This window comes from Brevundimonas huaxiensis, from assembly GCF_014218725.1.
GTDB lineage: Bacteria > Pseudomonadota > Alphaproteobacteria > Caulobacterales > Caulobacteraceae > Brevundimonas > Brevundimonas huaxiensis.
This window is the reverse complement of sequence record NZ_JABBJE010000007.1, coordinates 126,893-150,347: the sequence shown is the minus strand read 5'-3', so window position 1 is coordinate 150,347 and position 23,455 is coordinate 126,893. Positions and strand designations below refer to the sequence as shown.

26 protein-coding genes and 1 pseudogene are annotated in these 23,455 nt (G+C 66.0%); 13 read left to right on the top strand and 14 right to left on the bottom strand.

The window, feature by feature from the left end; translation table 11 throughout:
- Nucleotides 1–57: 57 nt before the first annotated feature.
- Together HF680_RS13370 and HF680_RS13365 are read right to left on the bottom strand one after the other, a co-directional pair.
- Complete coding sequence (locus HF680_RS13370; RefSeq protein ID WP_185225391.1) at nt 58–777, bottom strand: 16S rRNA (uracil(1498)-N(3))-methyltransferase; 720 nt, start codon at nt 775–777, stop codon at nt 58–60.
- Between the two features lie 86 nt (nt 778–863).
- The gene (locus HF680_RS13365; RefSeq protein ID WP_185225390.1) at nt 864–2,027 is read right to left on the bottom strand and encodes an acyl-CoA dehydrogenase family protein; all 1,164 of its coding nucleotides are present in this window, start codon (nt 2,025–2,027) and stop codon (nt 864–866) included.
- A gap of 64 nt (nt 2,028–2,091) precedes the next feature.
- On the opposite strand from HF680_RS13365, the gene HF680_RS13360 reads away from it, so the two are divergent.
- Nucleotides 2,092–2,472 carry a hypothetical protein gene (locus HF680_RS13360; protein ID WP_185225389.1) on the top strand — a complete coding sequence of 127 codons (381 nt, stop codon included), beginning with the start codon at nt 2,092–2,094 and terminating at the stop codon, nt 2,470–2,472.
- On the opposite strand, the gene HF680_RS13355 is transcribed toward HF680_RS13360, so the two are convergent.
- From HF680_RS13355 to HF680_RS13325, 7 genes are all read right to left on the bottom strand, one after another.
- Nucleotides 2,473–4,257, bottom strand: coding sequence for an acyl-CoA dehydrogenase C-terminal domain-containing protein (locus HF680_RS13355; protein WP_185225388.1), 1,785 nt, complete (start codon nt 4,255–4,257; stop codon nt 2,473–2,475).
- Between the two features lie 3 nt (nt 4,258–4,260).
- Nucleotides 4,261–4,743 carry a MerR family transcriptional regulator gene (locus tag HF680_RS13350; protein ID WP_039244783.1) on the bottom strand — a complete coding sequence of 161 codons (483 nt, stop codon included), beginning with the start codon at nt 4,741–4,743 and terminating at the stop codon, nt 4,261–4,263.
- A gap of 174 nt (nt 4,744–4,917) precedes the next feature.
- The gene (locus HF680_RS13345; RefSeq protein ID WP_185225387.1) at nt 4,918–5,334 is read right to left on the bottom strand and encodes a DoxX family protein; all 417 of its coding nucleotides are present in this window, start codon (nt 5,332–5,334) and stop codon (nt 4,918–4,920) included.
- 210 nt (nt 5,335–5,544) lie between these two features.
- Nucleotides 5,545–5,763, bottom strand: coding sequence for a helix-turn-helix domain-containing protein (locus HF680_RS13340; RefSeq protein WP_185225386.1), 219 nt, complete (start codon nt 5,761–5,763; stop codon nt 5,545–5,547).
- Between the two features lie 12 nt (nt 5,764–5,775).
- Entirely contained in the window at nt 5,776–6,303 is a 528-nt protein-coding gene (locus HF680_RS13335) for a DUF2975 domain-containing protein (protein ID WP_185225385.1), read from the bottom strand.
- A gap of 123 nt (nt 6,304–6,426) precedes the next feature.
- The gene (locus HF680_RS13330; protein WP_185225384.1) at nt 6,427–7,872 is read right to left on the bottom strand and encodes a protein adenylyltransferase SelO family protein; all 1,446 of its coding nucleotides are present in this window, start codon (nt 7,870–7,872) and stop codon (nt 6,427–6,429) included.
- 314 nt (nt 7,873–8,186) lie between these two features.
- Nucleotides 8,187–9,020, bottom strand: a complete 834-nt coding sequence (locus HF680_RS13325) for a hypothetical protein (protein ID WP_185225383.1) — start codon at nt 9,018–9,020, stop codon at nt 8,187–8,189.
- A 376-nt stretch (nt 9,021–9,396) separates the two neighbouring features.
- Here HF680_RS13325 and HF680_RS13320 point away from each other — a divergent pair, with 376 nt between their 5' ends.
- Nucleotides 9,397–9,948, top strand: coding sequence for an OmpA family protein (locus HF680_RS13320; protein WP_039244254.1), 552 nt, complete (start codon nt 9,397–9,399; stop codon nt 9,946–9,948).
- 61 nt (nt 9,949–10,009) lie between these two features.
- Here HF680_RS13320 and cobB read toward each other — a convergent pair.
- Nucleotides 10,010–10,719, bottom strand: a pseudogene (gene cobB, locus HF680_RS13315) (Sir2 family NAD+-dependent deacetylase).
- Nucleotides 10,720–10,782: 63 nt separating this feature from the next.
- Between cobB and HF680_RS13310 the strand changes: the two are divergent.
- From HF680_RS13310 to HF680_RS13300, 3 genes are all read left to right on the top strand, one after another.
- Nucleotides 10,783–11,889, top strand: coding sequence for an S-(hydroxymethyl)glutathione dehydrogenase/class III alcohol dehydrogenase (locus HF680_RS13310; RefSeq protein WP_185225382.1), 1,107 nt, complete (start codon nt 10,783–10,785; stop codon nt 11,887–11,889).
- Nucleotides 11,890–11,891: 2 nt separating this feature from the next.
- Nucleotides 11,892–12,584: an SDR family NAD(P)-dependent oxidoreductase gene (locus HF680_RS13305; RefSeq protein WP_017504681.1), complete on the top strand. Its 693-nt coding sequence runs from the start codon at nt 11,892–11,894 to the stop codon at nt 12,582–12,584.
- A 66-nt stretch (nt 12,585–12,650) separates the two neighbouring features.
- A complete protein-coding gene (locus HF680_RS13300; protein WP_017504682.1) occupies nt 12,651–13,034 on the top strand; it encodes a VOC family protein in 384 nt (127 codons plus the stop codon).
- Between the two features lie 5 nt (nt 13,035–13,039).
- On the opposite strand, the gene HF680_RS13295 is transcribed toward HF680_RS13300, so the two are convergent.
- Complete coding sequence (locus HF680_RS13295) at nt 13,040–13,726, bottom strand: glutathione S-transferase family protein (protein WP_185225381.1); 687 nt, start codon at nt 13,724–13,726, stop codon at nt 13,040–13,042.
- Between the two features lie 87 nt (nt 13,727–13,813).
- On the opposite strand from HF680_RS13295, the gene fghA reads away from it, so the two are divergent.
- Genes fghA through HF680_RS13280 form a run of 3 tightly spaced genes read left to right on the top strand, consistent with a single transcriptional unit; the run spans nt 13,814 to nt 15,863 of the window.
- A complete protein-coding gene (fghA, locus tag HF680_RS13290) occupies nt 13,814–14,653 on the top strand; it encodes an S-formylglutathione hydrolase (protein WP_017504684.1) in 840 nt (279 codons plus the stop codon).
- 7 nt (nt 14,654–14,660) lie between these two features.
- Nucleotides 14,661–15,620, top strand: a complete 960-nt coding sequence (locus tag HF680_RS13285) for a DUF4350 domain-containing protein (RefSeq protein WP_185225380.1) — start codon at nt 14,661–14,663, stop codon at nt 15,618–15,620.
- A 15-nt stretch (nt 15,621–15,635) separates the two neighbouring features.
- The gene (locus tag HF680_RS13280) at nt 15,636–15,863 is read left to right on the top strand and encodes a hypothetical protein (protein ID WP_045809799.1); all 228 of its coding nucleotides are present in this window, start codon (nt 15,636–15,638) and stop codon (nt 15,861–15,863) included.
- Between the two features lie 10 nt (nt 15,864–15,873).
- On the opposite strand, the gene HF680_RS13275 is transcribed toward HF680_RS13280, so the two are convergent.
- On the bottom strand, nt 15,874–16,164 hold the full coding sequence (locus HF680_RS13275; protein ID WP_185225379.1) for a hypothetical protein: 291 nt from the start codon (nt 16,162–16,164) through the stop codon (nt 15,874–15,876).
- 149 nt (nt 16,165–16,313) lie between these two features.
- Between HF680_RS13275 and HF680_RS13270 the strand changes: the two genes are divergently transcribed.
- Together HF680_RS13270 and HF680_RS13265 are read left to right on the top strand one after the other, a co-directional pair.
- A complete protein-coding gene (locus HF680_RS13270; RefSeq protein ID WP_017504687.1) occupies nt 16,314–16,925 on the top strand; it encodes a superoxide dismutase in 612 nt (203 codons plus the stop codon).
- A 94-nt stretch (nt 16,926–17,019) separates the two neighbouring features.
- Nucleotides 17,020–17,958 carry an MBL fold metallo-hydrolase gene (locus HF680_RS13265; protein ID WP_185225378.1) on the top strand — a complete coding sequence of 313 codons (939 nt, stop codon included), beginning with the start codon at nt 17,020–17,022 and terminating at the stop codon, nt 17,956–17,958.
- On the opposite strand, the gene HF680_RS13260 is transcribed toward HF680_RS13265, so the two are convergent.
- The gene (locus HF680_RS13260) at nt 17,955–18,176 is read right to left on the bottom strand and encodes a hypothetical protein (protein ID WP_045809802.1); all 222 of its coding nucleotides are present in this window, start codon (nt 18,174–18,176) and stop codon (nt 17,955–17,957) included. The two genes, HF680_RS13265 and HF680_RS13260, sit on opposite strands and share 4 nt — an antisense overlap.
- A gap of 250 nt (nt 18,177–18,426) precedes the next feature.
- On the opposite strand from HF680_RS13260, the gene rpsD reads away from it, so the two are divergent.
- The 3 genes from rpsD to HF680_RS13245 all read left to right on the top strand — a co-directional run bounded on the left by rpsD (nt 18,427) and on the right by HF680_RS13245 (nt 22,067).
- A complete protein-coding gene (rpsD, locus tag HF680_RS13255) occupies nt 18,427–19,044 on the top strand; it encodes a 30S ribosomal protein S4 (protein WP_017504690.1) in 618 nt (205 codons plus the stop codon).
- Nucleotides 19,045–19,239: 195 nt separating this feature from the next.
- Nucleotides 19,240–19,620, top strand: a complete 381-nt coding sequence (locus tag HF680_RS13250) for a hypothetical protein (protein WP_082064339.1) — start codon at nt 19,240–19,242, stop codon at nt 19,618–19,620.
- A gap of 95 nt (nt 19,621–19,715) precedes the next feature.
- Nucleotides 19,716–22,067, top strand: a complete 2,352-nt coding sequence (locus HF680_RS13245; RefSeq protein WP_185225377.1) for a bifunctional diguanylate cyclase/phosphodiesterase — start codon at nt 19,716–19,718, stop codon at nt 22,065–22,067.
- On the opposite strand, the gene HF680_RS13240 is transcribed toward HF680_RS13245, so the two are convergent.
- Nucleotides 22,068–23,180, bottom strand: coding sequence for an NADH:flavin oxidoreductase/NADH oxidase (locus tag HF680_RS13240; RefSeq protein ID WP_185225376.1), 1,113 nt, complete (start codon nt 23,178–23,180; stop codon nt 22,068–22,070).
- Nucleotides 23,181–23,455: the final 275 nt, after the last annotated feature.

Here is a 23,455-nt window from a genome sequence, read left to right as displayed (position 1 = left end):
CTGTCGCGGCTAGATGGCGGCTAAAGCCAAGTTCCTCAAGGGGTGGGGCAGAGTATTCTATCGCGCCCAATCACCGACGGCCGCCTGCCACAGGGTCATGGCGGCGATGGCGGCGGTGTCGGCGCGCAGGATGCGCGGGCCCAGCGACACGGCGGTGGTGAAGGGCAGGGACCGCAGCCGCTCGCCCTCTTCCGGCGAGAACCCGCCCTCCGGCCCGATCAGGATGGACCACGGGCCTTCGCCTGCGTCGCGCAGGGACGAGACGGCGGGCGCCCCGCCCGTCTCGTCGCAGAACATTAGCCGGCGTCCGGTTTCCCAGCCGTCCAGCAGGGCGTCCAGCTTGATCGGATCATCGACGGCGGGCACGTCCATCCGCCCGGTCTGTTCGGCGGCTTCCTCGGCGATGGCGTCCAGCCGGTCCAGGCGGATGCGGTCGGCGTTGGTGCGTTTCGTCAGGACCAGCCGTACCCGGCGTGCGCCCAGTTCGGCGGCCTTCTCCACGATGGTCTCGACGCGCGCCTTCTTCACCACCGCCACGATAAGTTCCAGATCGGGGCCGAAGGTCTGGGATCGCACCTGTTCCTCGGCGCGCAGGATCACGCCCTTCTTCAGCACTTCCGCGACCGTGCAGCGCCACTCCCCGTCGCGCCCGTTGAACACCAGCAGCTCATCCCCGGCCTTCAGCCGCATGACCTGGGTCAGATAGCGCGACTGGTCCAGCGTGGGCGCGACGGGGGCGGCGGGGGCCAGCGGCGATGTAACGTGAAGGCGGATCATCCCCCTACATGACCTGACGCAAACCGCTTGTCATCCCGGCCGCAGCGAAGCGAAAGCCCTGGATCACAAGGGACGGATCGATATCCTTACAGCGTCCGCGCGATCAGCAGCTTCATGATCTCGTTGGTGCCGCCGTAGATGCGCTGGACGCGGGCGTCTTTGTACAGCTGGGCGATCGGATATTCGTTCATATAGCCGTAGCCGCCGTGCAGCTGGAGCATCTCGTCGATGGTCTCGCCCTGGATGTCGGTGACCCAGTATTTGGCCATGGAGGCGGTGGCGGCGTCGAGTTTGCCTTGCAGGTGCAGGCCGATGCAGTGGTCGGTGAAGACCTTGGCGACGGTCAGCTTGGTCTTGACCTCGGCCAGTTTGAACTGGGTGTTCTGGAAGTCGATGACGCGTTTGCCGAACGCCTTGCGCTCCTTGACATAGGCCAGCGTCGCCTCAAGGCCGCGCTCGGCGGCGGCGACGCCCTGGACGGCGATGTTCAGCCGCTCCTGGGGCAGCTGCTGCATCAGCTGGACGAAGCCCTGGCCCTCGGTCCCGCCGATGATGTTGTCGCCGGGAACCTTCACGTCGTTGAAAAACAGTTCGGAGGTGTCGTTGGCCTCCATGCCGATCTTGTGCAGGTTGCGACCACGCTCGAACCCTTCCGCGCCGTCGGTCTCGACCACGATCAGCGAGGTGCCCTTGGCGCCCTCGGCCGGATCGGTCTTGGCGACCACGATCAGGAAGTTGGCCAGCTGGCCGTTGGTGATGAAGGTCTTGGACCCGTTGACGACATAGCCGTTGCCCGACTTGACCGCCGTGGTCTTGACGCCTTGCAGGTCCGAGCCGGCGCCCGGTTCGGTCATGGCGATGGCGCCGACCAGTTCGCCCGATTGCAGGCGCGGCAGCCAGCGCTGCTTCTGCTCCTCGGTGCCGTAATGCCAGATGTAGGGCATGACGATCGCATTGTGCAGCGAGATGCCGAAGTGGTCCGCGCCCTTCCAGCCCAGCTGACGCATCAGCACGACCTCGTGCCGATAGTCGCCGCCGAAACCGCCGTCCTCTTCCGGCAGCGACAGGCCCAGCAGACCCGCCTCACCGGCGTCGTTCCACAGCTGACGCGGCACCGAGGAGTCGGCGATCCATTGCTGCACCTTCTCGAGCGGCGCGTGCTCGTCGATCCATTTGCCGACGCTGTCGGAGAAGAGGGTGATCTCTTCTTCCTTCATGAAGTCGGGGTCTGGGCTGTTGAGCACGTTCATGGCGTCTTCCCGAAATATGCGGCGCCGGTCATTGTCGCCGGACCTTGGAGATGGATACTAAGCTATGCGGCGTTTTCTACTGTCGGCGACGTTGGCCTTGGCGGCCTGCAACGGGCCGGTGATAGATCAGGGTGTCGTAGGTCCCTATCGACTGGTCGCCACCGATGCCCAAGCGGAGCAGATGCTCTGCTATTCGCTTCCAGATGGAAACTGCGTTGAGCGAGTTCCCGCCACGGTGTTCGAGGTGGGCTACGACAATCGCTACGTTGTCGCCAGCGTTGATGAGGACAACGACGGCAGTCATCTGAGCTACTATTATATTTTACGGTCTCTCGATGGGCCGCTGGTGGATCCGTCGGTTTCCGTTAAAGGCCCCTTTTCCCTTCAAGAGTTCGAACTTGAGCAGTTACGACTGGCCTTGCCGAAGGCAAGGCCAGTCGATTGATCAGAACGACTCGGCCGGCATCGCCATCAGCACGTCGGCGCCGGTCTTCATCTTCTTCAGATGGGCTTCCGCGTCGGGCAGGATGCGCTCGACGAAGTAGCGGCCGGTCTGGAGCTTGGCGGCGTAGTAGGGGTCGGTCGAACCGGCCTCGACCTGGGCTTGAGCGACCTTGGCCATCTGCGCCCACATATAGGCCAGGGCCGTCAGGCCGAAGACGTTCAGATAGTCGGTCGAGGCGGCGCCGGCGTTGTCCGGATTGGCCATGCCGTTCTGCATCAGCCACATGGTGCCGTCCTGCAGCTTGGCCTTCACATCGGCCAGGCCGTCGACGAAGGGCTTGATGGCCTCATTGCCGCTGTTCTCGGCGACGAAGGCGTCGATTTCGCCGAACCAGGTCATGATGGCGCGGCCGCCGTTGGCGGGCAGTTTGCGGCCGACCAGATCCAGCGCCTGGATGCCGTTGGTGCCTTCGTAGATCATGGTGATGCGGGCGTCGCGCAGATACTGCGAGGCGGTGAAGTGTTCGGTGTAGCCCGAACCGCCATGCACCTGCATGCCCAGCGACGCGACGTGGAAGCCCTTGTCGGTCAGATAGGCCTTCAGCACCGGCGTCAGCAGGCCCATGTAATCCTTGGCCTTCTGGGCCACGGCGGCGTCCTCGGACTTCTCCAGATCGGCGTGAAGCGCAGTCCACAGGATGAAGGCCTGGCCGCCTTCGACGAAGGCCTTGGATTCCAGCAGCATGCGGCGCACGTCGGGGTGGACCATGATGCTGTCCGCTGGGCCGTCCGGGTTCTTCGGTCCGGTCAGCGAACGGCCTTGCAGGCGATCCTTGGCGAACTCGACGGCGGCCTGATAGGCGGCGGTGCCGATGGCCAGGCCCTGCAGGCCGGTGCCGAGGCGGGCCTCGTTCATCACCACGAACATATTGTTCATGCCGCGGCCTTCTTCGCCGATCAGCCAGCCCTTGGCGCCGTCATATTGCATGACCGCCGTGGCGTTGCCGTGGATGCCCATCTTGTGCTCGAGGCCGGCGCATTCCAGGCTGTTGCGCTCGCCCAGCGACCCGTCCTCATTGACCAGGAACTTGGGCACGACGAACAGCGACAGGCCCTTGATGCCCGGAACCGCGCCTTCGACGCGGGCCAGCACCGTGTGGATGATGTTGTCGGCGAAGTCATGCTCGCCCGCCGAGATCCAGATCTTCTGGCCGGTGATCGAATACGACCCATCGCCGTTGGGCACGGCCTTGGTGCGCACCATGCCAAGGTCCGTGCCGCATTGCGGCTCGGTCAGGTTCATCGTGCCCGACCATTCGCCGGTCGCCATCTTGGGCAGATATTTCTGCTTCAACTCTTCGGAGGCATTGGCGTGGATGCCGGCATAGGCGCCCGCCGTCAGGCCCGGATACATCGAAAAGGCGGCCGAGGCGCCGGCCGTCATCTGACCGAAGGCCGAGGCCACCACGCTGGGCATGCCCTGACCGCCGTAGGCCGGGTCGGCGGCCAGCGCCATCCAGCCGGCTTCGGACATGGCCTTGTAGGCTTCCTTCCAGCCCTTGGGTCCCGTCACCACGCCGCCCTCGGCCCAGTGGCAGCCTTCCTTGTCGCCCGGATTGTTGATCGGGGCGATGACCTCCTCGGCGAACTTGGCGCCTTCTTCCAGAATCTGGCTGACCAGATCCGAAGAGACGTCCTGGAAGCCCGGCTGGTTGGTGTAGCGGTCGATCTCCAGCACTTCATTCAGGATGAAGGTGAAGTCGCGGACAGGCGCCTTGTAGGCCATGGATTACGCTCTTGCTTTGAAGGGGTGGTGGTGGTCGTGGTTGAGACGCGCGCGCAGCAGCTTCTCGTAGTCTTCGGCGCCCGGCAGCAGGTCGGGGCGGTGTTCGGACAGTTTGGATTCCATCCAGGCGCAGGCCTGTTCGGCCGTCTCGATGGCGCCTTCGATGTCTTCCAGCTGCTGTTTCAGCGCCGCGATCTGGGCGCGGTGCCGCACCAGGGCCACGGCCATCTGGTGGACGTTGTGATCCTTCTGATCATAGAGATCCATCATGTCCTGGATCTCCTGAAGGGTAAAGCCGATGCGGCGGCCCCTCAGGATCAGTTTCAGCCGGGCGCGGTCGCGCGCGTCATAGACGCGGGTCTGGCCCTTGCGCGCGGGCGTCAGCAGGCCCTTGTCCTCATAGAATCGAAGGGCGCGCGCCGTGGCGCCGAACTCGCGGCACAGCTGGCGAATGGAATAGGTGCGGTGGTCGTCGGCGGTGGCCATAGGCCTTCATAACTTGACGTGCGCGTAAAGGGAAGAGGCTTACGCGCACGTAAGGGTAAGCTTTTCTCTCGCGCCGACGATCAGGCACGAAAAAGCCCGGAGCCTGGGGGGAAGCTCCGGGCGCAAACGCCGGACTGCAGGGGGGAGAGGGGTCCGGCGTTCGATCTCTTTCAGTCAGGCCTTACGGCGGCCTAGCAGCACCGGGACGGTGATGGCCAGCAGGACGGCGTTTACCGCCGCCAGGCCGAAGTCCTGGCTCAACGCGTGGATTATCATCATGGTCGCTTCCATGACGATCAGGCCGACCGTCGCCGTCAGCAGCAGCGGGCGACCCACCCGCCACGAGATCAGCGGGCTCAACACGCCCATGGCCAGAACGATCTCGACCACGCCCAGGCCGCGCACCATGTTCTCGGGCGCGACGGCGGGCCAGCCCATCAGATTGATCAGATTGGTCATCGGCTCGGTCAGCTTGGCGTAGCCGGCGGCGATGAAGAACATCGCGATCCAGCCCTGCAGCGTCCAAAGGGCGATGTTGGCGTAGGCGGCGCGGTTGCGCGACGGCGCGGTGGTGAAGGTCGAGGTGGTCATCGGGGAGGACGCCTGAAGGTCATGAACGGCTGCGATCCGGCCTTGGGGCATTCCCCGGGGAGCCGTTCGCTGAAGCCTATATAGCGGCGCTTCAGAGCGTTGTCATCATGCGATGACATCAACTGATGACATCAGTTGATGACTTTCTGTTACGGGCCGGGGGCATTGGGCCGATTCCCAATGCCCCACAAGGATTTGCGACGCGCGACTTCAGTCTTCGGGCTGCGGCCCCGGCATCTGGACGATCAGGTCGCCGGGCTGGCAATCCAGTTCGCGACACAGGGCGTCCAGGGTCGAGAAGCGCACCGCGCGGGCCTTGCCGGTCTTCAGGATCGACAGATTGGCCAGGGTGACGCCGACGCGGTCGGACAGTTCGGTCAGGGACATCCGGCGTTCGAGCAGCAGCCGGTCCAGTTGGATCATGATCATGGCGCGCGCTCCTCAGATCGTGGTCAGCTGTTCGTCGCGCATGGCCGACCCCTGCCGGAACACCTCGGCCAGGATGAAGACCACCAGAATGCCCAGCCAGGACCCCAGGTCGAAGTCGTAGTCGGACGGCGACTGGCCGATGCTCTGCGGGGCGACGAAGACCAGCAACAGCGCCGTCAGCTGGATGCCGATCAGGCCCAGACCCACGCCTTGCAACCGTTTGACGTTGGCGAACTCGAAGGCGTCGCCCTGATTGACCGACAGCAGGATGCGCCGCAGCCGGTTGATGATCCACCAGGTGAAGCCGCAGGCCATGAAGGCGCCGAGCAAGGTCAGACGCTCCGGCCATTGCAGCTCACGGCCCGTGCTGCTGTTCATGTCCTTCAGTCCGTCGATGAAACCTGCGGCGAAGTCGGCCGATACGACGCTGCCCAAGAGGCAGATCGCCATGACGATCGTCGCCAGCATGACGAAGACGTTTGCGAACCCCAGGCACCAGCGCAGAGCGCTTGCGATTGAATATTTGCCGATCAGTTTCATCTCAAAAGTCCTTCCCTTCGGGTCGCCCTCCGCGACCGCCTTGGTGACTATCGATATGGATTTATCGATAAACGGGCAAGAAGATTATCGATAAACGAGATGAAGCTTTCGTAAGGTTCGGCGTCAGGCCGTAAAACCCCAAGCCAGACGCGCCGCCTCCAGTCGATCCAGCTTGGCCTGGAAGGGCGCCCAGTCGTCGGCGTCGGCGATGGCGGCCCAGATCGCCTCGACCTCGCCGATCAGCATCTCCTCCGGTTCGCGCGCGGCGAACATCGGATGCTCCAGTCGTTCGATCCGGTCGGGTTCGTGTTCCATCAACGCAAAGCGGAAGGCGTCGAAGGCCTCGCCCTGGTACAGTTTCGCGCGCGGTCCCGACAGGGCGCGGGCCGAGGAGGCGAAGCCGCCGAACCAGTCGAAGAACAGCGGCTCCCACCGCAGCGCCGCGCCGCCCTCCCGCAGCAGGGCCAGCGTCGTATCGACCAGCCGCTGATCCGCCGCCTCGCCCAGGCTGTGGACGCCCAGCCGCATCAGGAAGGCGGCCCGCAGTTCGCGGATATAGGCGGGACCGAAGCCGTTCAGCGCATCCGCCAACGGTTCGACCTCGGCGACCAGTTTCAGGCACCCGGCCAACTGCGTCAGGTTCCAGAACACCGCCTCGGGCTGACGCGCGAAGGCGTACAGGCCCGTCTGGTCGAAATAGGCGGCGGTGAAGGCCGGGTCGTATTCAGGCAGGAACCGCCAGGGGCCGTAGTCGAAGCTCTCGCCCGTGACGTTCAGATTGTCGGTGTTCAGAACCCCGTGCACGAAGCCGGCGGCGATCCACCGCGCCGTCAGTTTCGCCGAGGCCTCGACGACGGCTCGCAGCAGACCGGGCGCATCGCCGGCGGCGACGCCCGGATGATACAGGCTGCGCACGTGTTCGATCAGCGCTTCGATCTGGTCCTTGCGCCCCAGATAGGCGGCGCGCTGGAACGTCCCGAACCGCACATGGCTGTGCGACAGCCGCACCAGAACAGCCGACCGCGTCGGCGACGGCTCGTCTCCGCGCTCCAGCGCTTCGCCGGTCTCGATCAGCGAAAAGGCGCGGCTGGTCGGGACGCCCTGCGCCTCCAGCATCGTCGCCGCCAGAACCTCGCGCACCCCGCCCTTCAGCGTCAGCCGCCCATCGCCGCCGCGCGACCAGGGCGTCTGGCCGGTGCCTTTGGTTCCCAGGTCGAGCAGCCGGCCTTGAGCGCTATCACTCGCGACGCGGTCGCTCGTTGCTTGAGCGCGCATCTGCGCCGCCAGAAACCCGCGCCCGTCGCCCAGATCGGGATTGTAGTGCCGGAACTGATGCCCGTGATAGCGCATGGCGATCGGACCGGGCTGGCCCGGCAGGGGTTCGAACCGCTTGAACGCCGCGATCCATTCCGCCTCGCTCAGCCCCTCCAGCCCGACCTCGGCCGCCGCGCGGTCGTTGCGAAACCGCAGGATCGTCTGCGGAAAATCCGCGGCCTGAACCGCATCGGCATAGTCCGCGCCCAAATCGAAGAAGCGCGGTTCGGGGCGATAGTCAGGAGAGACGGGCATGGCAGGCTAGGTGCGTGTCCGGCGAGGGGAGCGCAACCGCGCGCGCGTCTTTCTTTCGTGATCCTCCAGTTTCGCTCCGCTCGACGCACGATCACCAAGAGGCCGGCCATCCTATTCGCCTGAGGTCAGTCCAATATTTTCAATCTTCTATCGGCCGCCGGCGTCATCTTCCTGCCCACGCTTCTAAGCCGTGCGATCCTGTATCGGTTCTTCCGCAGGTGAGGCGCCGCAGGCTTGGAGAGGGAGAGATCAGACGAATTAGACGAATTAGACGGTGTTTTTTGCGGGCGACCGTCTGAATGGGCGTCGGCCCGTCAGCCCGCGCCCAGCAGGTCCGACCAGCGCCAGCTGCCCTTGCCGAGGGCCAGTTGCGCGCCGCCGGGGCGGTCTTCCAGCTTCAGGACCGCCAGGCCCGTCATGCGTTGGCTTTTGCACTCGGCCGGGGCGAAGGCGACTTCGAGGGCGATGGCCTGGCGCACGCCCGCCAGACCCTTGCCGGCCTGGTTGCGGCTTTGCAGCCAGTCGCCGTTCCAGACCAGAATGGCGCGGCCGTTCGCCTCCATGTCCTGGGATGCGGCGATGACGGCGCGGCGCACGGCCTGGTCGTCGCGAACGGCGTCCTGGACCCAGCGCACCATGTCGCACGACCCGCCGCCCGAGCCTGAACCCGCGCCGGTCCCGCCCGAGCCGCCCGATCCGCCGACGCCCTTTCCGCCGCCGCCGCCCGGACCTGAGCCGACCGTCATGGCGCCGGCGATCTGTGCCGCGCCCAGCAAGGGCAGGGGCGGACCCGGCGGGGCGGGCGCGGCGGGCAGGGGTTCGACGTCGGGCGGGCGTTTGCTGACCACCAGTCGCGGTCGCGCCGCCGCCACGGCCGGCGGTCGCCGCTGGGGCGCAGGTTTGGGCGGCGCGGCCGCCTGGGCGGCGGCGGCCGGCGCGTCGGGCTTGGGCGAGGGATCGGGCGCGATCACGCGCGCGGGCGGGGGAGGCGGCGGGGGCGGCTCGACCAGTTCGACCATCATCGGCGACGACTGCGGCGCCTCGACGATCGGCTCCGCACCGCCGCGCATCAGCAGCGCCAGCCCCAGATGCGCGGCCAGGATCGGCGTCGCCGCCAGCGCCCAGCGCCGTGTGCGCGCCGCGCTCAATCGCCGATCCGTGATGGGAGTTGAACACGCCGCCGCATGGTCATCGGGACAAAACGCCTGTAAAAAACCAACAGGCCCCGTTGAAAACATTCGGTCGCGTCAGGAAAGTGGCGTCGGCGTGAATACAACCGTGCGACTGCGCAGGGCGGCGATAGATGAGCGTGTCCGCCCTCCGGCATCGGCCGTCGGCGGCGCAACGTCTTCACTGAGGCGGTGGTTCCATGCTCATGCAAGAATAACGCGAATATTCGGTCTGCTTATGGTCAAGCTGACACGATGCCGCCCAAAGCGCGTCATTACTCCGCCTTGTCTCATACGCCATTTTCATCTTGCGCATGAACTGGGTGTGGCGCTCCCGGCAAGAAGGAGACAGAACTTGAGCAGATCGAAACTCAGGACGGCGGTCGTCGGCGGCGCCCTCATCGCCCTCGGCTTTGCGGCCAGCGGCTGCGCCAGCCATCGTTTCGTGCGTGATCAGGTCGAAGTCGTCGACAACCGCGTGACCACCGTCGAAGGCACCGCAGGCCAGGCCCTGCAACGCGCCAACGACGCGCACAAACTGGCCGAGGGCAAGTTCCTCTATCAGGTCGTGCTGTCGGACGATTCCGTGAAATTCCCCACCGACGCGGCGGCCCTGTCGCCCGAGGCCGAGCAGCGCCTGGCCCAGTTCGCCCAGCGTCTGCAGGGCGAGAACAAGAACGTCTATCTGGAAATCCAGGGCTACACCGACTCGACCGGCACGCCCGAGCATAACGACCAGCTGGGCGAGCAACGCGCCGAGGCCGTGCGTCGCTTCCTGAACCGCCAGGGCGTCGCCCTGAACCGCATGGCCACCATCTCCTATGGCCAGGAACAGCCGGTGGCCTCGAACGACACGCCCGAGGGGCGTTCGCAGAACCGCCGCGTGACCATCGTCGTCCTGGCCTAAGCCGCCTCGACCTCGGACACCGGAACGGCGGCCGCCTTCGCAGCGGCCGCCGTTTTCGTCTCTACAGCGTGTCGAAGAAGGCCGGCACGGCCTGCGTAGCCGGTCCGTAAACGCCTTCGTCGAACAGGCGCGCCCCGACGTCGGCTGCAGGTTGATCTCGACCGTCCGCGCCCCGGCATACCGCGCCGCCTGCACGAACCCTGCCGCCGGATAGACCGCGCCCGAGGTGCCGATGGACACGAACAGGTCGCACCGCTCCAGCGCCCGCTCGATCCGCTCCATCTGAAGCGGCATCTCCCCGAACCAGACGATGTGCGGCCGCATGAGGCCGTCGGGATGATGCGGCGAGGCCTCGTCCGCCGCCATGTCCCCGGCCCAGTCCATCACTGCGCCCGAGCCAGTGCAGCGGCCTTTCAGCAGTTCGCCGTGCATATGGATCAGCTCGAACCCGGCGGCCGGCGGCGTCTCTTCATGCGCCCGGTCGTGCAGATCATCGACGTTCTGCGTCACCAGCAGGAAGTCGCCCCGCCACCGCGCCGCCAACGCCGCCAGCGCCTGGTGCGCCGCATTCGGCTGGACCTCGGCCAACTGTCGCCGCCGCTGATTGTAGAAGTCCTGCACCAGCGCCGGATCGGCCGCATAGCCCTCAGGCGTCGCCACATCCTCCACCCGATGCCCGCACCACAGCCCATCCGACGCCCGAAACGTCGGCACGCCGCTCTCGGCCGATATGCCGGCCCCGGTCAGGACGACGAGGTTTGGTTGTGACATGACGGCTTCATACCATCCTGCGCCTGCCCTAGAAGAGGAGGGAATCGTTCAGGAGCCCCTGCCATGAAAACCCGCGCCGCCGTCGCTTTCGAGGCCAAACGTCCGTTGGAGATCGTCGAGGTCGATCTGGAGGGGCCGCGCGCCGGCGAGGTGCTGATCGAGATCAAGGCCACCGGCATCTGCCACACCGACGCCTATACGCTGGACGGGCTGGACTCCGAGGGCGTCTTCCCCTCGATCCTGGGGCACGAGGGCGCGGGCGTGGTGGTCGAGGTGGGGCCGGGCGTGACCTCGGTCGCGGTCGGCGATCACGTCATCCCGCTGTACACGCCGGAATGCCGCCAGTGTAAGTCGTGCCTCAGCCGCAAGACCAATCTGTGCACCGCCATTCGCGGCACCCAGGGCAAGGGCGTCATGCCCGACGGCACGTCGCGCTTCAGCTACAAGGGCCAGGCCATCGCCCACTACATGGGCTGCTCCACCTTCTCAAACTTCACCGTCCTGCCCGAGATCGCGGTGGCCAAGATCCGCAAGGACGCGCCCTTTGACAAGGCCTGCTACGTCGGCTGCGGCGTGACCACCGGCGTCGGCGCCGTGGTCAACACGGCCAAGGTCGAGCCCGGCGCCAACTGCGTCGTCTTCGGCTTGGGCGGCATCGGCCTGAACGTCATCCAGGGGCTGAAGATGGTCGGCGCCGACATGATCGTCGGTGTGGACATCAATGGCGACAAGGAAGACTGGGGCCGTCGCTTCGGCATGACCCATTTCGTCAACCCGAAGGAAGTCTCCGACGTGGTCGCCCATCTGGTCGAACTGACCGGCGGCGGCGCGGACTACACCTTCGACTGCACCGGCAACACCGTCGTCATGCGCCAGGCGCTTGAGGCCTGCCACCGCGGCTGGGGCGAGAGCGTCGTCATCGGCGTCGCCGAATCCGGCAAGGAGATCGCCACCCGCCCGTTCCAGCTGGTGACCGGCCGCGTCTGGCGCGGTTCGGCCTTCGGCGGCGCGCGCGGCCGCACCGACACGCCCAAGATCGTCGACTGGTACATGGACGGCAAGATCGAGATCGACCCCATGATCACCCACACCTTCGCCCTGGACGACATCAACAAGGCCTTCGACGTGATGCACGAGGGCAAGAGCATCCGTTCGGTCGTGGTGTTCTGATCATGGCCACACGGGCCCCCGGCTCCATCTTGCTGATCGGGGCGTCGAGAGGCCTGGGCCTGGCCTTGGCCGAGGCCTTCCTGGAGAGGGACTGGTCTGTCGTCGCTACCGCCCGATCCGCCGTGTCGCCCCTGCACGCCCTGGCGTCCGACCATCCGACGCTAGAGATCGAGATGCTGGACATCACGGATGGCGAGCAGGTGCGGGCGCTTGCAGATAGGCTGTCGGATCGACGCTTCGATTGTCTGTTCATCAATGCGGGCGTGGCCGATGCGCCGGCTTCTATCGCCGATACGTCGCTGGACGATTTCACCCGGCTGATGGCCACCAACGCCTGGGCGCCGCTTCAGGTGGTGGAGGCGCTGGGCGACCGGGTCGCGCCAAGCGGCGTGATCGGCGTCATGTCGTCGGGCCAGGGCAGCATCGCCAACAACAACGGCGGCGGCGTCGACGCCTATCGCGCCTCCAAGGCGGCCTTGAATATGCTGATGCGCGGCTATGCCGCGCGACACACCGATGACCCCCGCGGCATGTTGTTGCTGGCGCCGGGCTGGATTCGCACCGATCTGGGCGGGCCGGACGCGCCCCATACGATCGAGGACAGCATCCCCAAACTGGTCGAGGTGATCCTGGCGCAGAGGGGGCGGCCGGGACTGCGTTATCTGGACCGCGACGGCCGGCCCGTCCCGTGGTGACGGGTTCGTTGCCAAAAGAGACGGTCATGGCTATCGTCTGTCGACCATAGATCAGGAGGGCTCGCCATGTTCACCCACGTCACCGTCGGCGCCAATGACATCGAGGCGTCGCGCCGGTTCTACGACGCCGCGCTCGGCGCCTTGGGCGTCGAGCCGGGCCAGGGGCCGGACCCCAAGGGCCGCTACTGGTGGCGCACCCGCATGGGCGCCTTTGCGATTGGCGCGCCCATCGACGGCGAGCCGGCCTGCCACGCCAACGGCGGCACAATCGGCTTTCACGCCAAGACGGCCGAGATGGTCCAGGCCTTCCACGACGCCGGCGTCGCGGCCGGCGGTCGCGCCATCGAGGACCCGCCCGGCGAACGCAAGGGCCCCTTCGGCCCCATGATCCTGGCCTATCTGCGCGATCCGTCGGGCAACAAGATCTGCGCCATGCACAGGCCGGGCTGAAGGCGTCAGCCGGCGGCTTGGGCCTCGCGGTATCGCATGTCGCGCGGGCCATGGGCGGCGATGGTCGCACACTGGTCCGCGACGGCCTTCCGATAGGCCGGGCGATCCAGGCAGCGGTCGAAATAGGCCTGTAGCGCCGGATAGCCTTGGAGCAGGTCCAGAGACGCGGCGATCTTCAGCACTGAACTCATCATCAGGTCGGCGACCGTAAAGTCTTCGCCGACCAGCCAGTTCCGTTCGCCCAGCGCCGTCTGAAGCTCGCCCAGGCGCCGCTCCGCGAAGGGCATGACCTGCGGTCGTCGCACCGCCTTGGCCGCTTCGTCGGGCAGGAAGAACTCAGCCTCGGCGACATTGTTCAGCGCGCCTTCGACACTGTTCAGGGCAGCGAAATACCAGGTCAGAACCTGGGCGCGCATCACCGGATCGGACGGCATCAGCACGCCCGCCCGTTCGGCGATATCCCAGACGATGGCGCCGCTCTCGAACGTCGGAGCGCGGCCGTCCTCCTCCAGCGTCGGCACCTGACCGAACGGCTGAAGCGCGCGGTATTCCGCCGACTTCTGATCGACTGCATCCAGCAACCGGATTTCGTAGGGCCAGCCCGCCTCGTTCAGAATCCATCGCACGCGGTGATCCCGAACTTGTCCGGCGGCGAAGGGCGGAACCCATTTGAAGGCGGTGACGGTGATCATCTTTTGATCCTCATGGTCGGTCGCTCGCCGACTCTATCACGAGCTTCGCGCGTTGCGGACATTGGCCGGTTGCACTAGCCAGATGTCATGACCTTGCAGACCACCAAGACCCACGCCGTCCACGGCGGAACCCTGCGCTATCTGAAGCACGACAGCACAGCGACTGGCACGCCGATGACGCTGTCGGTCTTCACGCCGGCGGGCGAGGGGCCTTTCCCGGTGCTGATCTGGCTGTCGGGCCTGACCTGCACCGAGGATAATTTCACCACCAAGGCGGGGGCCTACCAGGCGGCGGCCGAACACGGCGTCATCATCGTGGCGCCCGACACCAGCCCGCGCGGAGAAGACGTCGCCGACGATTCCGCCTATGACCTGGGTCAGGGCGCGGGTTTCTATCTGGATGCGACGCAGGCGCCCTGGGCGCCGCATTTCAGCATGGAGACCTATGTCACCGAGGAGCTGATCGCCCTGATCGACGCCAAGTTTGCGACCACGGGCGTCCGGTCGATCAGCGGCCATTCGATGGGCGGCCACGGCGCCCTGACCCTGGCGCTGAACCATCCTGACCTGTTCCGCTCCGTGTCGGCCTTCGCGCCCATCTGCTCGCCCACCCAATGCGCCTGGGGCGAAAAGGCCTTCACCGCCTATCTGGGCGACGACCGTGCGACGTGGGACCGCCACGACGCCGCCAAGCTGATCGCAGGCGGCGCGGCGAAGGGCGTCTTCGATGACATCCTGATCGACCAGGGTGACGCCGACAGCTTCCTGACCGACCAGCTGAAGCCGGAACTTCTCCAAGCCGCCGCCGACGCCGCCGGCCAGACAATCACCCTGCGGATGCAGCCCGGCTACGACCACTCCTACTTCTTCATGGCCAGCTTCATCGCCGACCACATCGCCTTCCACGCCGAACGCTTGAAGATCTAAGCGCCAGATGGGACGCCGGGGTTGGATCGCCGTCGCAGTCCTGCTGTTGGCAGGCCCGGCCTTGGCGCAAGAGCAGGCTGGCGATCTGGATTGGCGGCCAAAGGTGGCCTCGCCAGCCTATGCGACGGATGGGCCTGTCGTGCTTGTCGATCAGGGCCACGGCAGCGAGCAGACCATCGAAGGTCGTTATGCCGCCTTCGCCGCGCTGTTGCGGGCCGATGGATATCGGATCGAAGCCAGCCGGAGGCGTCTCGATGCGCCCGGTGCGCTTGATGGCGTGGCGGTGTTGGTCATCGCCAATCCGGCGCGACCGGCGGACGGCTCGCGTGCCTCGGCTTTCGACGACGACGAGATCGAGGCGATCCGTCGATGGGTGGAGCAGGGCGGGGCGTTGCTTCTGGCCGCCGATCACGCGCCCCATGGTTCCGCCGCCGAAGCCCTGGCTGCCAAGTTCGGGGTGACGATGGGCACGGGTTACGCCTTCCAGCCCGTGGGCGACGACGTTACGGCCAATCTGGTCTTTCCGAGCGCGGCGCTTGCGGATCATCCGATCATCGAGGGCCGCAATCAAAGCGAGCATTTGAAGGTCGTCAAGAGCTTCACCGGGCAGTCACTGTCGGGGCCGGCAGACGCAACGGTATTGCTGGCGATGAGCGCAGATGCGCGAGAGGCTCCCGATCTCGGAGCCTTGCAAACGATCCGAACGCAGTTTCGGGCCGGCCAGGATCCAGCCGTCGTCCTTGCCGAGCTGTCGCGGCCCGCCTTACCCGCGCAAGGTCTGGCTTTGCGCTTTGGCGCGGGGCGGGTCGTCGTGCTGGGAGAGGCGGGGATGCTCACGGCCCAGGTCGTGCGTTTTACCGAACAGCCGGATCGCGAGCCCGTTCGCATGGGTTTGAACACAGCCGGTCATGACGATCAGCAGTTCGTGCTGAACCTGATGCACTGGCTGTCGCGTCTGCTCCCCTGATGCTAAGGGGCCGGGATGAGCGCTTCTGATCCCTACGAACCGATGTTTTCCGCCCTTTGCCGCGAGGTGGGTTATTGCCTGCATGCCAAGGGGCAGAAGCGGGTGATCGAGGCCCTGCCCAAAGGGCTGGACGCCGCCGTGCGCGCCGTCTTCGCGGCGGAGGGCGTGGACGAGCCCAATGCGCCGGGCGATGTGAAGCGCGCCGTTCGCGATTGCTTGAAGGCGAACTTGCCAACCGCCTAGCCTGGTCTGGTCAGGGCGTCGGCACAAGCTCGGTCGTGCTTCCCGAGGGCGTCGTGACGGTGCGGATGGTGATGGGCGCCTTGCCAGTCTCCTCGACGGTCGTCGTCGTCGAAGACCAAACCGTGTGACTGACGCGGCAGGTCTTACCGCCATAATTGTCCGCGCCGATCGCGGGGTCTTGGGTGCAGGTCGGCGTTTGCCTAGCCATATCCGCCGCCGCCTCGTCCAGCGCCTTGAAGCCGGCGCAACCGCTTCCTGAAAAGGCCAGCGCCAGCAGGGCGATTAATTCGATACGCGACATGACAGCCTCCGATTGACGGGTGGACAATCGCGCGCATCATGGGTCAATGCAAATGGCAAAGCTGAACAAAAACGCGACGAAATCGCTTGGGTCATACGCCATAGCCCCTAAATGGGGTTCAGGAACAAACCCGTCTTCAGGAGACTGACATGGCCTTCACCCTGCCCCCGCTGCCCTACGCCTATGACGCGCTGGAGCCGGCCATCGACAAGGAGACGATGACCTTCCACCACGACAAGCACCACCAGACCTATGTCGACAACCTGAACAAGGCCGTCGACGCCGACGAAAACCTAAAGGGCAAGTCGCTGGAGGAAATCTTCACCAGCATCTCCACCGCGCCCAAGGCCGTGCGCAACAACGGCGGCGGTCACTGGAACCACAGCCTGTTCTGGGAACTGTTGGCCCCGGCCGATCAGGCGGGTGAGCCCTCGGCCGAGCTGAAGGCCGCCATCGACGCCGATCTGGGCGGCATGGACAAGTTCAAGGAAGACTTCAACGCCGCCGGCGCCGCGCAGTTCGGTTCGGGCTGGGCCTGGCTGATCGTGCAGAACGGCAAGCTGAAGATCACCTCGACCCCGAACCAGGACAATCCGCTGATGGACGTCGTGGACGAGCGCGGCGAGGTCATCCTGGGCGCCGACGTGTGGGAGCACGCCTACTATCTGAAATATCAGAACCGCCGCGCCGACTATCTGAAGTCGTTCTGGACGGTGGTGAACTGGAACAAGGTCAACGAACTCTACGCCGCCGCCAAATAAGGCCGGTCCAGCCCAGAGATCGAGAGATGACGACGCCCGCCGGAACCTCCGGCGGGCGTTTTCGATTGCGTCATCGCAAACGGAGATCGAAGCGATGCGGATGATGATGACGGGGGCTGCTTTCGCGGCCCTGATGCTGGCGGCCTGTAACCCTCAGGCGAACGGGCAGAAGCCCGGCGATCCCGCGCCGCCCAATCCCACCCAGACCGTCGCCGCCCCAGCCGAGAAGCCGGTCTATCGCTTCAAGATCGGCGCGCTGGACGCCATCGCCCTGTTCGACGGTGAGAACCCGGTCAAGAACGACAACCAGACCTTCGGCGTCGGCCTGACGCCGCAGGCGGTCGCCGCGCCGCTCACCGCCGCCGGACAGCCGGCCGATCCGATCATGCTGGAAATCCATCCGCTTCTGGTCAGGAACGGCGCCCGCACGATGCTGTTCGACACGGGCTTGGGAGAGGGCAAGGGCCAGTTGATGGACAGCCTGCAAAAGGCGGGCGTCGATCCGGCCTCGATCACCGACGTGCTGATCTCGCACGGCCACCCGGACCATGTCGGCGGCCTGATCCGCAACGGCGGCCTGGCCTTCCCCAATGCAGCGATCCGGATGTCGCAGGCGGAATGGGCGTCCATCCGCGCCAATCCTGAGCTTGCCGATCTTGTGCGGATCATCACGCCCAAGGTCCAGGCTTTCGAGCCGGGCGGCGAGGTCGCGCCGGGCGTCCAGTCTCAGGACACGGCTGGCCATACGCCGGGCCACGTCGCCTATCTGATCGCCGACGGCCAGAACCAGCTGCTCTACACCGGCGACCTGATGCACCACTGGATCCTATCGGTCGAACATCCGGACTGGAAGGTCGGCTATGACGACGATCAGGCGGCGGGCCTAAAGGCGCGGCTGGACGAGGTGACGGCGTTGCGCAACTCCGGCGCCCACATCTACGCCTATCACTTTCCGTTCCCGGGCCTGGGCAAGGTGGCGACCCGCGAAGGCCGCGCCATGTTCATCTCAGAAGCGCAGTCTGCGAAGGACTAGATGCGAAGGTCCACGCCGTGCCGGGTCCGTGCGTTCATGCGCTCGGCATGGTGCTGGCGGACCATGCGGCGCTGGCGCAGCATCTCATGGATGCCGTCGGCGAGATCCAGCAGCTGGTGGTCGCTCAAAGGCTCGACCAGATCGACCAGCTGCGTTTTCAGCGTCTGCATGGCCTCGTCGGACAGGCCGGTCTGAAAGCTGTTGGGTTCGGTCTGCATTCCACTCCTCCTTGTCCTCATGCGTGGTTTGGTTGCGTCGAAGGAAGGGCGGGGCGACGGGATCGTTCCATGCCATCGTGCTTAACAGCCCGCCGTGCTTGACTCCGCCGCCCTCGCTGGCCATAAGCGCCGCCTTCCATGGGTCCGCTTCGGCGGAGCCGGGATGAATGACGGAAGATGCGTGGACCGCCGTTGAGATCGCATTCCCAATCCAGGGGATGCCGGGCCGTATCGTCGAAAAGAGAATAGAATGTCCAAGCGCCACAGCGCCAAGTACAAGATCGACCGGGCCATGGGTGAGAACCTGTGGGGCCGCTCCAAGTCGCCGGTCAACAAGCGTTCTTACGGTCCCGGCCAGCACGGCCAGCGTCGCAAGTCCAAGGTTTCGGACTTCGGTCTGCAACTGAAGGCCAAGCAGAAGCTGAAGGGCTACTACGGCAACATCACCGAAAAGCAGTTCGCCAAGACCTATGATGAGGCCGCCCGTCGCAAGGGCAACACCTCGGAAAACCTGATCGGTCTGCTGGAATCGCGCCTGGACGCCATCGTCTACCGCGCCAAGTTCGTCCCGACCGTCTGGGCCGCCCGCCAGTTCGTCAGCCACGGCCACGTCCTGGTCAACGGCAAGAAGGTCGACATCGCCTCCTACCGCGTGAAGCCGGAAGACGTCGTCACCGTGAAGGAAAAGTCGCGCAACATGGCTCTGGTGCTCGAAGCCCAGCAGTCGTCGGAACGCGACGTGCCGGATTACCTGGAACTGTCGGACCGCTCGTTCTCGGTTCGCTACGTCCGCGTGCCGGAACTGTCGGACGTGCCGTACGCCGTGAAGATGGAACCGAACCTGGTCGTCGAATACTACGCTTCGTAAGCGAAGCTTACGAAGCGTTCTTCAAGGGGGCTATCGCCCTTCGGGCTGCTTGAGCCCCGTGGCGGTCCCTTTGAAGTGTTCAGTTTGGAGGGCCTCGGATTCGTCCGGGGCCTTTCGTTTTTTATCCTGTTCCCTCCAGGGGCGAACAGGCGCATTCTCGGCCGGTTCAGGCTTTGAGGCAGGGGAGGTCGTCAGTTGCGCGACTCCATCATGAAACGCTTGGCTTTGATCGCCGCCGCATCGGCGGGCCTGGCCGCCTGCGCCAGCCGCGGCGAGCCCACCGTCTCCACCGCGGGCATGCCCGGCGCGCTGGAGCCGATCCACGCCGCCACCTTCACCAAGGATCAGGCCGTCTTCTGGGTCAGTTCGAACGGCTGCACGGCCAAGGAAGACCTGATCCCGATCGTCAGCCTGCAGGGCGGCAGCGCCGTCATCACCCTGCGCCGCATCGACGAGGACAAGTGCAAGCAGGACCTGGTCCAGGGCGTCGAGCTGAAGTGGTCGTTCGAGGAGCTGGGCCTGACGCCCGGCTCACCCGTCAGCGTCAACAACCCCTATCAGATGCCCCGCTCCTGAAAACGGCCGTAGCGTTTCGTTAAGCCTGTTCGAGCGCGTCTGATTAAGCAACGTCCGCTACGACGACAGACCGTCCCCCCAAGGTCTGTAGCTTCATGCGCTTTCTCACCTGCCTGACCGACGACCATAATCTCTGGCTCGTCGCGTTAGCCGCCGGCCTGTGCCTGATCGGTTCGATCATCACCTTCCGCCTGTACCGCCGCCTGCGCGCCGCCGAAAAGGGCACGCGTCTGGCCTGGGCCTTTATGGGTGCGGTGGCGACCGGGGCGACGATCTGGTGCACCCATTTCGTGGCGATGATCGCCTATGAGCCCGGCGTCACCATCAGCTACGGCCCCGTCCTGACCGGCTTGTCCTTGGGTGTCGCCATCGCCGGCAGCGCGCTGGCGTTGTGGGTGGCCTCGCGCCGGATGCCCGCCTCGGCCGAGATCGGCGGCGTGCTGTTCGGCCTGACCGTGGTGGCCATGCACTATACCGGCATGGCGGCCTTTGCGACCGACGCCGTCATCCACTGGTCGACCGCCTACGTCGCGGCTTCTGTGGCAGGGGCGGTCGTCTTGGGCGCCCTGGCGTTCAATCGCGCCCGGCAGTCCGGCAAGGTCGTCCCTGTGGTGCTGATGGTCCTGGGCATCGTCGCCCTGCACTTCACCGGCATGGCCGCCATGACGATCGTGCCGGTCGGCGCGCTGAGGGATATGGGCGCTGTCGGATCGACCAACCTGGTCCTGGCCTTCGCCGTCGCCGCCGTCGGCCTGATGATGCTGGGCACCGGCGTCGCCAGCCACGCCCTGGACGTCCAGTCCCGGCTTCAGGCCAAGGCGCGCCTGGATCATCTGATCGAGGGCAGCGTCGATGGCATGGTGGTCGAACAGGACGGCGTCATCCTGGCCGCCAACGCCGCCTTCGCCGATCTGGCGGGCGTCGCCCACCACGCCCTGGTCGGCGAGCCGCTGTCGCGCTGGATCGCCGGCGTCGCGGATCTGGCGGTCAACGGCCTCAGCCAGTCCAAACTGGTCGCCGAGGGCGGGGCGGACATCCCCGTCGAGATCGCCGTGCGCCGCGACTGCGGTGTGGATCACGTCATGATCTACGCCGTGCGCGATCTGCGCATGCGTCAGGCGCAGGAGCGTCGCATCGCCCATCTGGCGCGCAACGACGGCCTGACCGGCCTGCCCAACCGCTCGTCCTTCCTGGAATGGCTGACGCGCCAGACGGCCGACCTGACGGTTCCGAACAAGGTGGCCCTCTTGGCCATGGACCTGGACCGGTTCAAGGAGGTCAACGACGTTCACGGCCATGCCGCCGGCGACCAGCTTCTGATCCAGATCGCCGAACGGATGCGCGGCTGTCTGCGCCACGACGAGTTCATCGCGCGCCTGGGCGGGGACGAGTTCGTCGCCGTCGTGCCGATCCAGCACAAGGACGACGCTCTGGATCTGGTCGCGCGCTTGCGCGACGCCGTCACCACGCCGGTCGTGCTGGACCATGCCGAGGTCGCCTGCGGCCTAAGCACCGGCATCGCGATCTGGCCTGACGACGCCCACGACCCGTCCGCCCTGATCAATGACGCGGACCTGGCCATGTACCGGGCCAAGGCCTCGCTGGGGACCGACGTCTGCTTCTACGAGGAGGAGATGGACGAGGCGGTGCGCAATCGTCGTCGCATGGCTCAACAGATGCGCGAGGCCTTGGATCAGGGCCAGTTCAGCCTGAACTGGCAGCTGCAGGCCGCCGTCGATACCGGCGACATCACCGGCTATGAGGTGCTGCTGCGCTGGATCCAGCCGGACGGGACCTTCATCTCGCCGGCCGTTTTCATCCCTCTGGCCGAAGAGAACGGCCTGATCCTGCCGATCGGCGAATGGGTGCTGCGCACCGCCTGCGCCGAGGCCGCCAGCTGGACCGAACCGCACAAGATCGCCGTCAACCTGTCGCCGGTGCAGCTGGGTCACGTCGACCTGCCGCGCCTGGTGCATCAGGTCTTGGTCGAGACCGGCCTGTCGCCGTCGCGGCTGGAGCTGGAGATCACCGAGACGGCCATGATCACCGACATGGAGCGCACGACCCACGTCCTGCGCCAGCTGAAGCTGCTGGGCGTCTCGATCGCCATGGACGACTTCGGCACCGGCTATTCGTCGCTATCGACCCTGCGCGCCTTCCCGTTCGACAAGATCAAGCTGGATCGCTCCTTCATGTCCGAACTGGACGGCGGACCTCAGTCAGCCGCCATCATTCGCGCCGTTCTGGCCCTGGGCGAGAGCCTGCACATCCCCGTGTTGGCTGAGGGCGTCGAGACGCTGGAGCAGCTGTCCTTCCTGCGTGACCAGGGCTGTGACGAGGTTCAGGGCTATCTGCTCGGCCGCCCGCAAAAGACGGCCGATGCCGAAGTTCAAGCCGCCGCACGCGTTTTGTGGGCCGTCGATCCGTCGATGGAAAAGGCCGCCTGATCAGGCCGGGCTGTTGACGCGATCATAGGCGGGCCAAACGCCCTTGCCGGCGCCGCGATACTGGACCGGCAGGCCTTCATCCTCTCCCAAGGCGACGGCCGCATGGTGCGCCCAGTGCGGGTCGTCCAGCGCCGCGCGTGCGATGGCGATGAAGTCCGCCTGACCGGACGCCACGATGTCCTCGGCCTGCTGCGGATCGAAGATCATGCCGACGGCCATAACATTGGCCTCAGGCGTCGCCGCCTTCACGGCCTGGGCGAACCGCAACTGATAGCCCGGCTCGCCGCCCGGAATCTTCGCCTGGGCGACGTTTCCGCCCGACGTCAGGTGCAGATAGTCATAGCCCATGTCGTGCAGCGCCTGACCAAAGGCCGTCACCTCGTCCAAGGCGATGCCGCCCTCGACCCAGTCCGAGCCGTTGAAGCGCACGCCCAACGCCTTGGTCCGGGGCCAGGCGTCGCGCAGGGCCTGGGCGACCCGCAGCGGGAAGCGTGCCCGGTTCTCATAGGATCCGCCGAACTCGTCGGTGCGGTGGTTGGATGCCGGCGACAGGAACTGGGTCAGCAGATAGCCGTGGGCGGCGTGCAGTTCGACCAGGTCGAACCCGGCCCGATCCGCCCGCCGCGCGGCGTCTTCGAACGTAGCGACCACGCGGTCCATGTCGGCCGGGGTCATGGCGGTCGGCGTGTGCCAGTCATCCTTGAACGGTTCGGCCGAGGCGCTGAAGGTTTCCCACGCGCCGTCTTCGGCCTCCAGGGCGCCGCCGCCCTTCCACGGCGCGCTGGTTGAGGCCTTGCGTCCGGCGTGGGCCAGTTGGATGCCGATGGGTGTGTCGCTGTAGGTGCGGATGTCGCGGATGATCCGGGCGAAGGCCTCTTCCTGGGCGTCGTTCCACAGGCCGGTGTCGTCCGGCGTGATCCGTCCCGCCGCCTCGACCCCCGTCGCCTCGACGATGACCAGTCCCGCGCCGGAGATCGCCAGTCGTCCCAGATGCTGCACGTGCCAGGGCTGGGGCACGCCGTCGATGGCCGAATACTGGCACATGGGCGCGATGGCGACGCGGTTCTTCAGCGTCAGGGGGCCGACGGCGCGGGGCGAGAACAGTTGGCTCATGAAAGGTGATCCGTGGGAGGGGAGGGGGCCTGTAGCTATGGCGGTTGCGGTCACGTTCAACCCCGATCCTTTCCGATTGTTCACCCAGCTTTCCGATTATTCACGTGTGCGCGCCCGGCCCACGCGGCACAAAAGGGTCAAGCTTCAACTGGGGAACACACCAATGCTTCGTCTCGCTCTCGCCATCGCCATCGCCGCGCCGCTGCTGTCGGGCTGCATCATCGTCTCGACCGAAAAGCCGACCACGCGCGTCATCACCGCGCCGGCCTCGGGCC

What these genes read in the sequence shown, in the direction of transcription:
- HF680_RS13370 (WP_185225391.1), bottom strand. Translation starts at nt 777, where the DNA reads ATGATCCGCCTTCACGTTACATCGCCGCTGGCCCCCGCCGCCCCCGTC.
- HF680_RS13365 (WP_185225390.1), bottom strand. Translation starts at nt 2,027, where the DNA reads ATGAACGTGCTCAACAGCCCAGACCCCGACTTCATGAAGGAAGAAGAG.
- HF680_RS13360 (WP_185225389.1), top strand. Translation starts at nt 2,092, where the DNA reads ATGCGGCGTTTTCTACTGTCGGCGACGTTGGCCTTGGCGGCCTGCAAC.
- HF680_RS13355 (WP_185225388.1), bottom strand. Translation starts at nt 4,257, where the DNA reads ATGGCCTACAAGGCGCCTGTCCGCGACTTCACCTTCATCCTGAATGAA.
- HF680_RS13350 (WP_039244783.1), bottom strand. Translation starts at nt 4,743, where the DNA reads ATGGCCACCGCCGACGACCACCGCACCTATTCCATTCGCCAGCTGTGC.
- HF680_RS13345 (WP_185225387.1), bottom strand. Translation starts at nt 5,334, where the DNA reads ATGACCACCTCGACCTTCACCACCGCGCCGTCGCGCAACCGCGCCGCC.
- HF680_RS13340 (WP_185225386.1), bottom strand. Translation starts at nt 5,763, where the DNA reads ATGATCATGATCCAACTGGACCGGCTGCTGCTCGAACGCCGGATGTCC.
- HF680_RS13335 (WP_185225385.1), bottom strand. Translation starts at nt 6,303, where the DNA reads ATGAAACTGATCGGCAAATATTCAATCGCAAGCGCTCTGCGCTGGTGC.
- HF680_RS13330 (WP_185225384.1), bottom strand. Translation starts at nt 7,872, where the DNA reads ATGCCCGTCTCTCCTGACTATCGCCCCGAACCGCGCTTCTTCGATTTG.
- HF680_RS13310 (WP_185225382.1), top strand. Translation starts at nt 10,783, where the DNA reads ATGAAAACCCGCGCCGCCGTCGCTTTCGAGGCCAAACGTCCGTTGGAG.
- HF680_RS13305 (WP_017504681.1), top strand. Translation starts at nt 11,892, where the DNA reads ATGGCCACACGGGCCCCCGGCTCCATCTTGCTGATCGGGGCGTCGAGA.
- HF680_RS13300 (WP_017504682.1), top strand. Translation starts at nt 12,651, where the DNA reads ATGTTCACCCACGTCACCGTCGGCGCCAATGACATCGAGGCGTCGCGC.
- HF680_RS13295 (WP_185225381.1), bottom strand. Translation starts at nt 13,726, where the DNA reads ATGATCACCGTCACCGCCTTCAAATGGGTTCCGCCCTTCGCCGCCGGA.
- fghA (WP_017504684.1), top strand. Translation starts at nt 13,814, where the DNA reads ATGACCTTGCAGACCACCAAGACCCACGCCGTCCACGGCGGAACCCTG.
- HF680_RS13285 (WP_185225380.1), top strand. Translation starts at nt 14,661, where the DNA reads ATGGGACGCCGGGGTTGGATCGCCGTCGCAGTCCTGCTGTTGGCAGGC.
- HF680_RS13280 (WP_045809799.1), top strand. Translation starts at nt 15,636, where the DNA reads ATGAGCGCTTCTGATCCCTACGAACCGATGTTTTCCGCCCTTTGCCGC.
- HF680_RS13275 (WP_185225379.1), bottom strand. Translation starts at nt 16,164, where the DNA reads ATGTCGCGTATCGAATTAATCGCCCTGCTGGCGCTGGCCTTTTCAGGA.
- HF680_RS13270 (WP_017504687.1), top strand. Translation starts at nt 16,314, where the DNA reads ATGGCCTTCACCCTGCCCCCGCTGCCCTACGCCTATGACGCGCTGGAG.
- HF680_RS13265 (WP_185225378.1), top strand. Translation starts at nt 17,020, where the DNA reads ATGCGGATGATGATGACGGGGGCTGCTTTCGCGGCCCTGATGCTGGCG.
- HF680_RS13260 (WP_045809802.1), bottom strand. Translation starts at nt 18,176, where the DNA reads ATGCAGACCGAACCCAACAGCTTTCAGACCGGCCTGTCCGACGAGGCC.
- rpsD (WP_017504690.1), top strand. Translation starts at nt 18,427, where the DNA reads ATGTCCAAGCGCCACAGCGCCAAGTACAAGATCGACCGGGCCATGGGT.
- HF680_RS13245 (WP_185225377.1), top strand. Translation starts at nt 19,716, where the DNA reads ATGCGCTTTCTCACCTGCCTGACCGACGACCATAATCTCTGGCTCGTC.
- HF680_RS13240 (WP_185225376.1), bottom strand. Translation starts at nt 23,180, where the DNA reads ATGAGCCAACTGTTCTCGCCCCGCGCCGTCGGCCCCCTGACGCTGAAG.